General features: G+C 67.2%; 13 protein-coding genes. 9 read left to right on the forward strand and 4 right to left on the reverse strand.

Features of this window, described 5'->3' with window-relative positions:
* The first annotated feature begins 2 nt into the window (after positions 1–2).
* A complete protein-coding gene (locus tag AC1D2O_RS03280; protein ID WP_478091618.1) occupies positions 3–1,007 on the forward strand; it encodes a Bug family tripartite tricarboxylate transporter substrate binding protein in 1,005 nt (334 codons plus the stop codon).
* Here the strand turns inward: AC1D2O_RS03280 and AC1D2O_RS03285 are convergent.
* A complete protein-coding gene (locus tag AC1D2O_RS03285) occupies positions 992–1,123 on the reverse strand; it encodes a hypothetical protein (protein ID WP_478091620.1) in 132 nt (43 codons plus the stop codon). The genes AC1D2O_RS03280 and AC1D2O_RS03285 overlap by 16 nt on opposite strands.
* A 233-nt stretch (positions 1,124–1,356) precedes the next feature.
* Here AC1D2O_RS03285 and AC1D2O_RS03290 point away from each other — a divergent pair, with 233 nt between their 5' ends.
* Positions 1,357–1,629: a hypothetical protein gene (locus tag AC1D2O_RS03290; protein WP_478091621.1), complete on the forward strand. Its 273-nt coding sequence runs from the start codon at positions 1,357–1,359 to the stop codon at positions 1,627–1,629.
* 25 nt (positions 1,630–1,654) lie between these two features.
* On the opposite strand, the gene AC1D2O_RS03295 is transcribed toward AC1D2O_RS03290, so the two are convergent.
* Entirely contained in the window at positions 1,655–2,806 is a 1,152-nt protein-coding gene (locus AC1D2O_RS03295; protein WP_478091623.1) for a serine hydrolase domain-containing protein, read from the reverse strand.
* 239 nt (positions 2,807–3,045) lie between these two features.
* Between AC1D2O_RS03295 and AC1D2O_RS03300 the strand changes: the two genes are divergently transcribed.
* From AC1D2O_RS03300 to AC1D2O_RS03315, 4 genes are all read left to right on the forward strand, one after another.
* Entirely contained in the window at positions 3,046–3,465 is a 420-nt protein-coding gene (locus AC1D2O_RS03300; protein WP_478091625.1) for a DUF1801 domain-containing protein, read from the forward strand.
* Between the two features lie 101 nt (positions 3,466–3,566).
* The gene (trkA, locus tag AC1D2O_RS03305; RefSeq protein ID WP_478156163.1) at positions 3,567–5,033 is read left to right on the forward strand and encodes a Trk system potassium transporter TrkA; all 1,467 of its coding nucleotides are present in this window, start codon (positions 3,567–3,569) and stop codon (positions 5,031–5,033) included.
* Between the two features lie 18 nt (positions 5,034–5,051).
* A complete protein-coding gene (locus AC1D2O_RS03310; protein WP_478156165.1) occupies positions 5,052–6,518 on the forward strand; it encodes a TrkH family potassium uptake protein in 1,467 nt (488 codons plus the stop codon).
* A gap of 149 nt (positions 6,519–6,667) precedes the next feature.
* The gene (locus AC1D2O_RS03315) at positions 6,668–7,066 is read left to right on the forward strand and encodes a hypothetical protein (RefSeq protein WP_478092364.1); all 399 of its coding nucleotides are present in this window, start codon (positions 6,668–6,670) and stop codon (positions 7,064–7,066) included.
* Positions 7,067–7,083: 17 nt separating this feature from the next.
* On the opposite strand, the gene AC1D2O_RS03320 is transcribed toward AC1D2O_RS03315, so the two are convergent.
* The gene (locus AC1D2O_RS03320; RefSeq protein ID WP_478092367.1) at positions 7,084–7,356 is read right to left on the reverse strand and encodes a helix-turn-helix domain-containing protein; all 273 of its coding nucleotides are present in this window, start codon (positions 7,354–7,356) and stop codon (positions 7,084–7,086) included.
* Positions 7,357–7,384: 28 nt separating this feature from the next.
* On the opposite strand from AC1D2O_RS03320, the gene AC1D2O_RS03325 reads away from it, so the two are divergent.
* Positions 7,385–7,669, forward strand: coding sequence for a GIY-YIG nuclease family protein (locus AC1D2O_RS03325; protein WP_478092368.1), 285 nt, complete (start codon positions 7,385–7,387; stop codon positions 7,667–7,669).
* Between the two features lie 29 nt (positions 7,670–7,698).
* Here AC1D2O_RS03325 and norR read toward each other — a convergent pair whose 3' ends face one another.
* Entirely contained in the window at positions 7,699–9,255 is a 1,557-nt protein-coding gene (norR, locus tag AC1D2O_RS03330) for a nitric oxide reductase transcriptional regulator NorR (protein WP_478092370.1), read from the reverse strand.
* 145 nt (positions 9,256–9,400) lie between these two features.
* Here norR and ytfE point away from each other — a divergent pair, with 145 nt between their 5' ends.
* Together ytfE and AC1D2O_RS03340 are read left to right on the forward strand one after the other, a co-directional pair.
* A complete protein-coding gene (gene ytfE, locus AC1D2O_RS03335; RefSeq protein WP_478092371.1) occupies positions 9,401–10,078 on the forward strand; it encodes an iron-sulfur cluster repair protein YtfE in 678 nt (225 codons plus the stop codon).
* Positions 10,079–10,094: 16 nt separating this feature from the next.
* Positions 10,095–12,377, forward strand: coding sequence for a nitric-oxide reductase large subunit (locus AC1D2O_RS03340; protein ID WP_478092373.1), 2,283 nt, complete (start codon positions 10,095–10,097; stop codon positions 12,375–12,377).
* Positions 12,378–12,657: the final 280 nt, after the last annotated feature.

Raw genomic sequence — 12,657 nt, forward strand, 5'->3', positions numbered from 1 at the left:
CGATGAGTCAACGCAACCCCGCCTCCGCCACCCCGCTTTCGCGTCGCAACGTGCTGGCGGCTGTCGCCATGGGCCTCGGTCTGGGGGGCATGCTTCCGACCGCAGCGCTGGCGCAAAGCGTCAATCGCATCATCGTGCCCTTCCCGCCCGGCGGCCCGGCCGACTTCATGGGCCGCCTGCTGTCGGAGAAGCTGAAGGACGAACTCGGCCGCACCATCATGGTCGACAACCGTCCCGGCGCCGGCACCCGCCTGGCCGCCGAGGCGCTGAAGAACGCGCCTGCCGATGGCACCACCGTGCTGCTGGCACCCGTGGACCCGATGTTCATCGGCCCGGCGATCTACACCAACATGCGCTTCAATCCCGCCACCGATTTCAAGCCCATCACCGACGTGACCGGCGTGCAGTTCGGTCTGGCCGTCAGTGCGGCCTCGCCGATCAAGACACTGGCCCAGTTCGTCGAGGCCGCCAAGGCGCATCCCGACCAAGGCTCGATCGGCATCACCACGGTGGGCTCGCTGCTGCACTTCCTGGCGATGGACTTCGTGGCCCTGTCGCACTCTGGCGCCACCCTGGTGCCCTATCGCGGCGGCGCCCCCATGGTCACGGAACTGCTCGGCGGCCAGGTGAGCGCCGGCATGGACGCCACGACCACGCTCACCGAGTACCACCGGGCCGGCAAACTGCGCGTGCTGGCGGTGGCCGGCAACAAGCGTGCCGACGGACTGCCCGATGTTCCGACCTTCGCCGAAGCCGGCTACCCGACGCTGGTGGCCTCGTCGCGCTACGTGCTCTATGCCCATGCCAACACGGCACCGGCCACCATCGCACAGTGGAACCGGGCCATGCGCAAGGTGCTTGCCATGCCCGACGTGCGCGAAAAATTGGGCCGGGTCGGCTACGACCTGCTGCCCGGCGCGTCCACGGAGGAGGTCGTCCAGTACACCGACGCCCTCGCCGCACGCTGGCTGCCGGTGATCAAGGCCTCGGGCTACAAGGGCGACTGAAGAGTGGCGTACGACGCGCGGCCGATCGCCAGCAGGCGGTCCTTGTCGTCGAACACATCGACGTCGGCCACGCCCACGGTGCGGCCATTGCGGCGCACGCGCGCGACCACCTTCAAGTCGGTGGCGATGGCCGGACGCGAGAACCCCCAGGGGTTCGCCGATTCGCTGCTGAATGCGTTGAAGCCGGCGCCGTAGACCGGCGGTTACACATTTTTCATGACACGCCGACTACAACTTGGCTCATGGCCGCCGATACATAGGCAGCATGGACAAGCCACATTCAAACCGGTCGCCGGCGCTGCTCACCCAGCTCCCGAGAGAAAGCGTCCTCCAGGACGACGGAGTGCATATGCTCGTGTCGACCAAAGGCGTGGAAGGCTCGAGGAGCGATGGCATGCTCCTTCGCCGATGCGCCTTTTCGCTGGCTGCGCCGCTTGGCTGCGAATTCCTGGGCCAGCACAGGCAGCTTTCGGATGGGTTCTGGCACGCGTCCATGCGCAGCAGGGCCCGCAGCGACGGCTCCTTCGGCCCGCCCCAGGTGGCGATCTATGCGACGGAACTCGACGCGCTGGTCAACCTCTGGGCGAACCGCCGGCGCTTCGATCTCGGTATGCGGGTCTGAGGGCCTGGAGGCCTCGCGGGAGCACTCAGGCCGCGGGCACGGCCGCGCCCACCTGCTGGTACACCGCCATCTCGAAACCCATGAGCGTCTCGATGACGGGCATGTCGAAGAAGGGCAGCAGCTGCGTCATCAGGACCCCGCCGATGCCCTTGGCGCGGTCGATCCAGTAGTACGAGTTGAAGACGCCCGCCCAGTCCCCGGTTCCGTTGCTGCGCATGCCCGGCAGATCGGCCAGCGTGAGATGGAAGCCCAGGCCCCAGCTCTGCGGCACCGGCAGTGCGGGCACGTCGTTCGACAGCTCGGGCACCGTCGACTTCAACAGCGTCGGCAGCTGGATCCGGCCGAGGTGGTCTTGCAGCGCCATCTGCACGGTGGCGGGTTTGAGGATGCCGGCGCCGTCGTTCAGCCAGGCCTGCACGAAGCGGCCATAGTCCTGCACCGTGCCGTAGGAGCCGTGGCCGGCCGCGTCCCACTCCGAGGTGGGCGGCAAGTCGAGCGGCGATGGCGCGAGCTTGCCATCGCCTTGGCGCTGCATCACGCGCAGCAGCCGTTCGCGCTGTTCGGCGCTGGGCGCGAAGGTGGAATCATTCATTCCCAGCGGCCCATAGACGAATTGCTGCAGGTAGCTGCCGAGGCTCTGCCCCGAGAGCTTCTCGACGACGAGCCCCAGCCAGTCGGTGTTGACGCCGTACTCCCACGCGGTGCCCGGGTCGTTGACCATCGGCACCGACAGGCTGCGCTTCAGGCCCGACAAAGGGTTGGGCTCCCCCGTCAGCGCGTGGTACCGAAGCAGCTTTTCGTTGAGGAAGAAGTACCCCAGGCCGGCCGAGTGCGTCATGAGCTGGCGCACCGTGGCCTTGCTGGCCGGCGGTCGAAGGCGCGGCGTGTCGCCGTCGAAGCCGTCCAGCACGGACAACCGACCGAATTCCGGAAGGATGGATTCGACGGTGGCATCGAGGCTCAGCCGCCCCTGCTCCACCAGCTGCAGTGCCGCCGTCGTGGCGACTGCCTTGGTCATCGACGCGTTGCGGAACAGCGTGCGCTCGCCCGCTTCGCCGGCCGCATGATGGAACAGCGGACCGTTGCGGTCGACCACCACCGCCGCAACGCCGTGCAGGGCGCCCCTCGATACAGCGCCATCCAGCAATGCCACGATGGCCGAACCGTTGAATGCCATGATCGCCTCCGATGTTCAGGTGGAGAATCCGCGCGCGGGGTTTGTTGCTGGCACGGGTGGGACATTCTGCCCAAACGAGCAGGACAGTGCCACCTCGGCCGGCGTGCGGCGAAACGCCCCGCACCCCTGCATGGCCTGCCCTTTGGTGCAAGACCCTTTGCATCCAAGGCCACTTGATGCACGCCCCATCTTCGAAATAATGCAGGCCAAACAGGGGGCGGCTCTTCCAGGATCGGAACATGAAAAAGTCGGACGCGAGCCAAGGCCAGTCGGCCTCGGCGCTCATCTCGGAACGGATCGCCGAGCTCGGGGACTGGCGCGGGGAAACCCTCGCCCGGATGCGCAAGCTCATCCAAGAGGCAGACCCGGAGGTCGTCGAAGAGTGGAAATGGATGGGCACCCCGGTGTGGTCGCACAACGGCATCCTCTGCACCGGCGAATCCTACAAGGACAAGGTGAAGCTCACCTTCGCCAAGGGCGCGTCCCTGAAGGACCCGGCCGGTCTCTTCAACGCGAGCCTCGACGGCAACATGCGCCGCGCGATCGACATCCACGAAGCAGAGGAAGTGGACGAGTCCGCCTTCAAGGCGCTCGTTCGCGAGGCGGTCGGCCTCAACGGTTCCACCAAGTCGAAACCTGCGAGGCAAGCGAAGTCCTGAGGAAATCCGCCCCCTGGGCAGCTTCTGCATCGGGGTGTGGTGGATACCGTTCTCGCGCGATTCCCTTCGGGCGTATAAAGCGTCCCGGGAGAATCCATCACTTGAACATCATCATCCTCGGCGCAGGCCGGATCGGCGAGAGCGTGGCCGGCACGCTCGTGTCGGAGCGCAATGACATCACCGTCATCGACACCGATGCGGCGCGCCTGCGCGAACTCGAGGAACGCCTCGAACTGCGCGGCGTCGTGGGCAGCGGCATCGAGCCCGACGTGCTGGCCGAAGCCGGTGCGCGCGATGCCGACATGCTCATTGCCTGCGCCGCGCAGGACGAGACCAACCTGGTCTGCTGCAAGGTCGCCCATCAGGTGTTCGGCATTCCGACGCGCATTGCGCGCGTGCGATCCGATGCCTACAAGGAAGACAGCCCGCTCCTTGGCAAGGAGGGCTTCGCCGTCGACTGCGTGATCTGCCCCGAGGAATCGCTCACGCGCTACATCGGCAAGCTGGTCGAGTACCCCGAGGCGCTGCAGGTGCGCGAGTTCGCCAACGGGCTGGCCTGCCTGGTGTCGGTGCGGGCGGTAGCAGGCGCGCCGTTGGTGCGCCACAGCATCGCCGAACTGCGCGAATGCGTGCCCGGTGCCGACATGCGCATCGTCGCGATCTACCGCCGGCTCGAAAACGAGCCCGACCGCTTCATCATCTGCGAAGGCCAGACGCTGATCGAGCCCGGCGACGAGGTGTTCGTGCTGTCGGCGCGCGAGCACCTGCAATCGGTGCTGTCGGCGCTGCACCGCTACGACCAGGCGGATCACCGCGACGTCGAGCGCATCATGATCGCGGGTGGCGGGCGCGTGGGGCTGCGGCTGGCAAGACAGCTCTTCGAGACCGGCCGCAACTATCAGATCAAGGTGCTGGAGCGCAACCATGCACGCTGCGTTCAGCTCGCGTCCGAACTGCCCGCCGGCGTGCTGGTGCTGCATGGCGATGGCACCGACGAGGATTTGCTGGAGGACGAGGGCATCGAGGGCATCGACCTGTTCCTCTCGCTCACCAGCGACGACGAGGACAACATCATGGCCAGCCTGCTGGCCAAGCGCCTGGGCGCGCGGCGCGTGCTGGCGCTGATCAACCGGCGCAGCTATGCCGACCTGATGCACGGCACGCAGATCGACATCGCGCTGTCGCCGGCGCAGACCATGCTCGGCGAGCTGCTGGCCTATGTGCGGCAGGGCGACGTGCAGGCGGTGCACAGCCTGCGCCGCGGCGTGGCCGAAGCGCTGGAGATCGTGGCGCGCGGCGACCGCAAGACCTCGCGCGTGGTCGGACGCAAGATCTCGGACATCCGGCTGCCCAAGGGGGCGCAATTCGGCCTCGTCATGCGCGGCTTGCCGGAAGTCGGCGCGGGCGTGGTCCCGGCCGGCGAGGTGCCGCCGATGCCGGCCCAAGTGATCATCGCGCGCGGCGACACCGTGATCGAGAGCAATGACCACATCGTGATCTTCGTGCCGCGCAAGCGCCAGGTGCGCGACGTGGAAAAGCTGTTCCGCGTGAGCGCCACCTTCTTCTGACGGCACCGGCCTCGTTCCATGAGCGACTTCTTTCCGGTGTTGCGCGTGCTCGGCGCGCTCTTGGGCTTCTTTTCGTTCGGCATGTTCGTGCCGTGGGTCATCTCGTGGACGCACGCCGACGGCCTGCGCCATGTGTGGGCCATCTCGGCGGCGATTTCGTTCGTCTGCGGGGTCGCGTTGTGGGGCGGCCTGAACCGCCACCGGCGCGAGCTGCAGCCGCGCCACGGCATCTTCCTGGTGTCGCTGACCTGGGTGCTGCTGCCGCTGTTTTCCACGCTGCCGCTGATGTGGGCGCTCGACAGCATCGGCCGGCCGGTCAACTTCGCGCATGCGTATTTCGAGTCGGTGTCGGGCCTCACGACCACCGGCGCGACGGTGCTCTCCAGGCTCGACGAGCTGCCGGTGTCGATCAACGTGTGGCGCACCTTCCTGCAATGGATCGGCGGCATGGGCATCCTGGTGCTGGCGGTGGCCATCCTGCCGCTGCTGGGCGTGGGCGGCAGCCAGCTCTTCAGGGCCGAGGTGGCGGGCCCGATCAAGGACAGCAAGCTGACGCCGCGCGTGAAGGAAACCGCCAAGGGGCTCTGGGGAATCTACGCGACCTTCTCGGCGGTCTGCTTCCTCGCGTACTGGGCCGGCGGCATGACGGCCATCGACGCGATGATGCACATGTTCACCACCGTGAGCCTGGGCGGGCTCTCGTCGCACGACGCGAGCTTTGCGTACTTCAAGTCGCCGCTGCTCGAAGGGGTGGCCGTGATCTTCATGCTCGCGGCCAGTTGCAACTTCGCGCTGTATTTCATCGCGATGCGAAAGGGTCACTGGCGCGGCTTCTGGCGCGACCCGGAGCTGCGGGGCACGCTCATTGCGCTGATCGGCGGCGGCCTGCTGGTGGCGGTGGTGCTGTGGGCGAAGGGCGTCTACGGTCCGGTGGATGCGCTGCGCTACGGCGTGTTCAACGCCATCTCGGTCGGCAGCACGACCGGGTATGCGACCGTCGACTACCTGGCCTGGCCGGTGTTCGCGCCGCTGTTCATGCTGCTGCTCTCGGGCGTGGCGACCAGCGCAGGCTCGGCCGGCTGCGGCATCAAGATGGTGCGGGTGCTCATCCTGGTGAAGCAGGCGCGGCGCGAGATGACGCGCCTCGTGCATCCGCGCGCGGTCCAGCCGGTGACGCTCGGCAGCATGGTGGTCGACCACCGCGTGATCTTCTCGGTGCTGGCCTTCATGCTGGTCTACGGCGTGACCACGATCTCGCTGAGCATGCTGCTGGTACTGACCGACCTCGACCCGGTCACGGCCTTCAGCGCGGTGCTGGCCAGCGTGAACTGCACCGGCCCGGGGCTGGGCAGCGTCGGGCCGGCCGGCAATTTCAGCAGCCTGACCGATTTCCAGGTGTGGGTCTGCACCTTCGCGATGGTGCTCGGCCGGCTCGAGATGCTGAGTTTCATCGCCCTGCTGACCCCCTCGTTCTGGCGCAAGTGAGCATGGGCCGCCGCGCCTGGCTGGGTGCCAATGAGACGCAAGCGGAGATTTCTGGTTGGGGAAAGTCCTCAGGCAAGAAACCGATTTCCAGGCGCTCCACTGTTGCTGCAGCGCAATAGAGGCCGTTTGGCGCCCGCTACGATGGACGCATGGACTGCACGACCAAACTGGAGGCCGAACTGGACGTCTGCTTCGCGTGGCTCGCCCAGTTCGAGGCCGACATTCCTCACGCGCACGATGTGGTCTCGCGCTGGTACACGAGCCCCGAGCTCCAGGCGTACATGCGCTATTCCTGGTTCAAGGCCTCCACGCCCGGAGAGCCTGCCCTCTGCCTGGCCCACATCCACGTCGCCGAGGGCGCGAGGGGCCAAGGGTATTTCGCGAGGCTGATCGAGCGCTTCCTGGATGGAAGCGACGGCCTGCAGGCGCGCGTGCTCTACCTCGAGAACATCGCGAGCCCGCGGTTCGAACGCTGGCTGCTTCGAGTCGGGTTTCAGCGCTGCGCGCACAGCGCCGGCGAATTCTCCGCGTACTACGTGGTCCGATAGGCGGCGGCGGAAACCGCTCAGGCTGCGGACGGGTCGCCGCTTTTCGGCGGCTGCAACTGCGTGGCGATCCCGTAGAGCGCCAGCAGGCCCAGCACGTGCCCGATCGCGACGCCTGGTTCACCCGATTCGATCCGGGCGATGGTCTGGACATGCACACCCAGTCGGGCGGCAGCCGCGGCCTGGCCGTCGCCGGCACTGGTACGGGCCAGCCTGGCGGCCGCACCCATGTCCTTGATCGCCTGCAGGGCGTCGCCGCCGATGTCTGCCGAAATCCGCTTGCCTTGAGCCATCTGCGGATTGTCGCCGCACAATCGAAGCGTGCCTCGAACCCTGCCCGACCCGCCACCCAAGCCCTACTGGCTCTACCTCCTGGAATGCAAGGACGGCGCGTACTACGCGGGGATCGCGCTCGATGTGGAGCAGCGCTTCTTTCAGCATGTCTTCGGACTGGGCGCCAAATTCACGCGCGCGCGGCCTCCAGTGCGGGTATTGGCGGCCCGCGAATACCCGAGCAAGGGAGATGCATTGCGAGCGGAGCTCAGGCTCAAGGCACTGCCGCGCGCCAGGAAGCTGGGCTTCTTCGACGCCGAGGCGTCCCCCTGAGCGTCTCGATTCCCGCGCAGCACGTCGCCCTATGCCTTGAGCCCCAACCGCCGCGCCAGTTTGTGCAGGTTGCTGGCATCCAGTTCCAGCTGACGCGCGGCTGCGGCCCAGTTGTCATCGTGCAGGGCCAGGGCCTGCCTGATCGCCTCGCGCTGACTGGCCTCCACGACCTGGTGCATGCTGGCGAGGCGTGAAGCGGCCGCACCGCCCGCGGCCTCCACAGGCAAAGGTGCGCCTGCGCTGGCGGGCATTTCCAAGGCATCGAGATCCAGCATGTCCGCCTCCAGAGTCACGATGTCCGTGCGATCCGCGCCCCGGCTCACGGCTTTCAGCGCGGCGCGGCTGATCACGTGCTCCAGTTCGCGCACGTTGCCGGGCCAGCGGTAGTGGCGCAGCGCGTCCTCGGCCTCGATGGACAAGCGCAGGCTGCGCAGGCCCAGGCGTGCACGGTTGAGTTCCAGGAAGCGCCCAGCCAGCAGCAGCACGTCATTGCCGCGCTCGCGCAGTGGAGGAATCGGGATCGGATAGACGGACAACCGGTGGTACAGGTCGGCCCGAAACGATCCGTCGCGCACGTGGTCGCGCAGACTCCGGTTGGTCGCGGCGATCACGCGCACGTTCACGCGTCGCGGCCGGTCCGCGCCCAGGCGCTGGATCTCGCCGTTCTGCAAGGTACGCAGCAGCTTGGCCTGGATCGACAGCGGCAACTCGCCCACCTCGTCGAGAAACAGCGTGCCGCCCTCGGCCGCTTCGAAGCGGCCGGGCCGGTCGCTCACCGCGCCGGAAAACGCGCCACGCGCATGGCCGAACAGTTCGCTCTCCGCCAGCGACTCCGGCAATGCCGCGCAGTTGACATGCACCAGAGGCTTGCCGGCGCGTCGCGACAGTCGATGCAGCCGGTGAGCGAAGAGTTCCTTGCCCACGCCGGTTTCACCCAGCAGCAGCACTGGCAGCTCGGAATCGGCGACCACCTGCAACTCGTGCAACAACTGCGTGATGGCTTCGCTCTGGCCCACGACGTCGCTGTCCTCGCGTGGCGCATGCGCATCGGCAGGCAAGGCGCCCCCTGACAAGCGCAAGCCGCGGATCTCGGCTTCAAGGCGGGTGACGCGCACCGCGGCTTCGACGGCGCAAGCGAGCTCCCCCAGATCGCGCTGGGCCTGCGCATCGAAAGCACCGACCTCCAGTGCGTCCAGCGTGATCACACCCCAGCGCTCGCCCTCGACGTCGAGCGCCATGCCCATGCAGTCGTGCACCGGCATCGGCTCGCCGGCGCGCTCGGCGATCAGGCCGTCGTAGGGATCGGGCAGCACGCTGTCGTGATGGAAGCAGGTGACGCCGCGCCGCTGCAGGATGGCCGCGAGGCGCGGATGGTCCTTGACGGCGAAGCGGCGCCCGAGCGCGTCGCTGACCAGTCCATCCACGGCCAGCGGACGCAGGTGCTCCTCTTCCAGTTTGAGCAACGCCACGGCCCCGCACCCGAAGTGCGCGCGCAGGCTGCCCACCAGCCGTTGCAGGCGCACCGCCACCGGAAGATCGGCCACCAGATCGGCCAGCAGAAGGAGGGAGGTCGCAGCAGTGGTCATAAACACCCCAAATGGTACATGAGACCATTTTCAAATAGGGTTGTATGTACCATTTACTTTTCAAGGCATTGATTCATAAGGACTTTTTCTTGGCATGCCGTTCGCATAGGACCTGCAACCCTTTCCCACCACCAAGGAGATCTCCATGGACCTGATGAACCAATCCCTGGGCCAGTTGGCCCGGCGCATCCCGGGCGCCACGCGCGTTTTCGATGCACACCAATTCGACTTCTGCTGCGGTGGCAACCAGACCCTGCGCACGGCGGCCGAGGCGGCCGGCGTCGATGCCGCGCCGATCGTCGAGGAACTGCGCACGCTGGAAGGCCGCGCTGCGGCCGGCGACGCGCAAGACTGGGGCGAAGCAAGCGCCACCGATCTGGTCAACCACATCCTCGCGCGCTTCCACGCCGTGCACCGCGAGCAGCTGCCCGAGCTGATCCGCCTGGCGCGCAGGGTCGAGCAGGTGCATGGCGAGCGCGCCGACTGCCCGCGCGGCCTGGCCGACCACCTCGTGGCCATGGCGCAGGAACTGGAGAGCCACATGCGCAAGGAGGAGGACGTGCTGTTCCCGATGATCGCGCGCGGCCTGGGCGCCAGCGCCACCGCGCCGATCACGGTGATGCGCATGGAGCATGACGAACATGGCGCCGCGCTGCGCCGTCTGGCCGAACTGACCGATGACATCACGCCGCCGCGCGCGGCCTGCACCACCTGGCGTGCGCTCTACGCCAACCTGCGGACTTTCCGCCAGGACCTGATGGCGCACATCCATACCGAAAACAACATCCTGTTCGAGCGCTTTGCGCCGGCCGTGGTGCATTGACCCAGGAGAGACCGACATGGGTCCCTACAAGAAGCTCTGGTTCACGCTGATCGGCGTGTTGATCGTGACCTTTTCGCTGCTGGGCTACTACGGCGCCGAGGTCTACCGGCAGGCGCCGCCGATTCCCGCGCAGGTTGCCACTCAAGACGGCAAGGTGCTGTTCGACCGCGAGGGCATCCTCGACGGCCAGACGGCCTGGCAGTCGGTGGGCGGCATGCAGCTCGGCTCCATCTGGGGCCACGGTGCCTACCAGGCGCCCGACTGGACGGCCGACTGGCTGCACCGCGAGCTGACGGCCTGGCTCGAACTGGCCGCGCAGCAGGCACACGGCAAGGCCTACACGGCGCTCGACGGCCCCACCCAAGCCGGGCTGCGCGAGCAGCTCAAGGCCGAGTACCGGGCCAATCGCGTCGATGAAGCGCAGGTGCTGAAGCTCTCGGAGCGCCGCGCACAGGCCATCGCCCAGACCGCCGCCTACTACGACCAGCTGTTCTCCGACGCACCCGCGCTCCAAAAAAGCCGCGAGCACTTCGCGATGAAGGAAAACACGCTGCCCAGCGCCGAGCGGCGCCAGCAGATGACGCAGTTCTTCTTCTGGACTGCCTGGGCCGCCGCCACCGAGCGGCCGGGCCAGAAGGTCACCTACACCAACAACTGGCCGCACGAGCCGCTGATCGGCAACCAGCCGAGTGGCGAGAACATCGTGTGGTCGGTCGCCAGCGTCGTGGTGCTGTTGGCGGGGGTGGGATTTCTGGTCTGGGGCTGGGCCTTCCTGCGCGATCACGATGAGCCGCTGCCCGCCGCGGGTGCGCGCGACCCGCTCACCACCTTCGCCCTCACGCCCTCGCAGCGGGGACTGGGCAAGTACCTGTTCCTGGTCGTCGCGCTGTTCATCTTCCAGGTGTTCATCGGCGGCTTCACCGCGCACTACACGGTCGAGGGGCAGCAGTTCTACGGCGTCGACGTCTCGCGCTGGTTCCCCTATGCGCTGACCCGCACCTGGCACATCCAGGCCGCGCTGTTCTGGATCGCCACCGGCTTCCTCGCCGCGGGGTTGTTTCTTGCGCCGCTGATCAACGGCGGCAAGGATCCGAAGTTCCAGCGCCTGGGCGTGGACGTTTTGTTCTGGGCACTGGTCGCCGTCGTCGTGGGTTCCTTCACCGGCAACTACCTGGCGATCGCGCAGGTCATGCCACCCGAATGGAATTTCTGGCTCGGCCACCAGGGCTACGAGTACGTGGACCTGGGACGCCTGTGGCAGATCGGCAAGTACATCGGCATCCTGCTGTGGCTGGTGCTGATGCTGCGCGGCGTCGTGCCGGCCCTCCTGAAGAAGGGCGGCGACAAGAACCTGCTGGCGCTGCTCACCGCCTCGGTCGGTGCCATCGGCCTGTTCTACGGCGCGGGCCTGTTCTACGGCGAACGCACCCACCTCTCGGTGATGGAGTACTGGCGCTGGTGGGTGGTGCACCTCTGGGTGGAAGGCTTCTTCGAGGTCTTCGCCACCACGGCGCTGGCCTTCATCTTCTCCACCCTCGGCCTGGTCTCGGTGCGCATGGCCACGGCGGCCAGCCTGGCCTCGGCCTCGCTCTTCATGCTGGGCGGCATTCCCGGCACCTTCCATCACCTGTACTTCGCCGGCACCACCACGCCGGTGATGGCGGTCGGCGCGAGTTTCTCCGCGCTGGAGGTGGTGCCGCTGATCGTGCTGGGCCATGAGGCCTGGGAGAACTGGCGCCTGAAGGCCCGCGCGCCCTGGATGGAAAACCTGCGCTGGCCGCTGATGTGCTTCGTCGCCGTTGCCTTCTGGAACATGCTGGGCGCGGGTGTCTTCGGCTTCATGATCAACCCGCCGATGTCGCTGTACTACATCCAGGGCCTGAACACCACGCCGGTGCATGCACACGCCGCGCTGTTCGGGGTCTACGGCTTCCTCGCGCTGGGCTTCACGCTGCTGGTGCTGCGCTACCTGCGGCCTCACTACTCGTTCAGCGCCCCCCTCATGAAGACCGCCTTCTGGGGCCTCAACGCCGGCCTGGTGCTGATGATCTTCACCAGCCTGCTGCCGATCGGCATCATCCAGTTCCACGCCAGCGTGAGCCAGGGCCTGTGGTACGCGCGCAGCGAGGACTTCATGCAGCAACCGCTGCTGCAGACGCTGCGCTGGGTGCGCACCTTCGGCGACGTGGTGTTCATCGTCGGGGCCGTCGCGATGGCGTTGCAGGTGGTGCTGGGCCTGCTGGGCCAGGCGCCCGCGCTGCCCCAGCCCAAGCGGCGTCTGGGCGAGGCGCGAGGCTGAGCGTCTGCGGTCCGGCTTCCGACCGTGGCCGAGACCAACTCCGCCCAGGTGGCGTGCTCGCGGATCCTTGAGCGAATGCGCTCGAAATACGCAGCCTCGTCCATGCCCTTTGGCACGATGATCCCCCGCGTGTCGGACAAGGCGGCTTCGAGCCTTGACCCGTAGGGATTGGCATTGTTCATGTCCGGCCGACCACAGGAAGGGCCCGTGTCGTGTGACAGCGATTCAGCGAAACGTTATGGCTCCGCCGGACCCTCCCAGGTCCGGCAGGCCGAGGAAC

It is taken from the genome of Variovorax sp. P1_G12 (genome assembly GCF_056405555.1).

Coding starts and splice junctions, on each gene's coding strand:
- ytfE (WP_478092371.1), top strand. CDS start 9,401: ATGGACCTGATGAACCAATCCCTGGGCCAGTTGGCCCGGCGCATCCCG.
- norR (WP_478092370.1), bottom strand. CDS start 9,255: ATGACCACTGCTGCGACCTCCCTCCTTCTGCTGGCCGATCTGGTGGCC.
- AC1D2O_RS03280 (WP_478091618.1), top strand. CDS start 3: ATGAGTCAACGCAACCCCGCCTCCGCCACCCCGCTTTCGCGTCGCAAC.
- AC1D2O_RS03295 (WP_478091623.1), bottom strand. CDS start 2,806: ATGGCATTCAACGGTTCGGCCATCGTGGCATTGCTGGATGGCGCTGTA.
- AC1D2O_RS03320 (WP_478092367.1), bottom strand. CDS start 7,356: ATGGCTCAAGGCAAGCGGATTTCGGCAGACATCGGCGGCGACGCCCTG.
- AC1D2O_RS03290 (WP_478091621.1), top strand. CDS start 1,357: ATGCTCGTGTCGACCAAAGGCGTGGAAGGCTCGAGGAGCGATGGCATG.
- AC1D2O_RS03340 (WP_478092373.1), top strand. CDS start 10,095: ATGGGTCCCTACAAGAAGCTCTGGTTCACGCTGATCGGCGTGTTGATC.
- AC1D2O_RS03300 (WP_478091625.1), top strand. CDS start 3,046: ATGAAAAAGTCGGACGCGAGCCAAGGCCAGTCGGCCTCGGCGCTCATC.
- AC1D2O_RS03315 (WP_478092364.1), top strand. CDS start 6,668: ATGGACTGCACGACCAAACTGGAGGCCGAACTGGACGTCTGCTTCGCG.
- AC1D2O_RS03310 (WP_478156165.1), top strand. CDS start 5,052: ATGAGCGACTTCTTTCCGGTGTTGCGCGTGCTCGGCGCGCTCTTGGGC.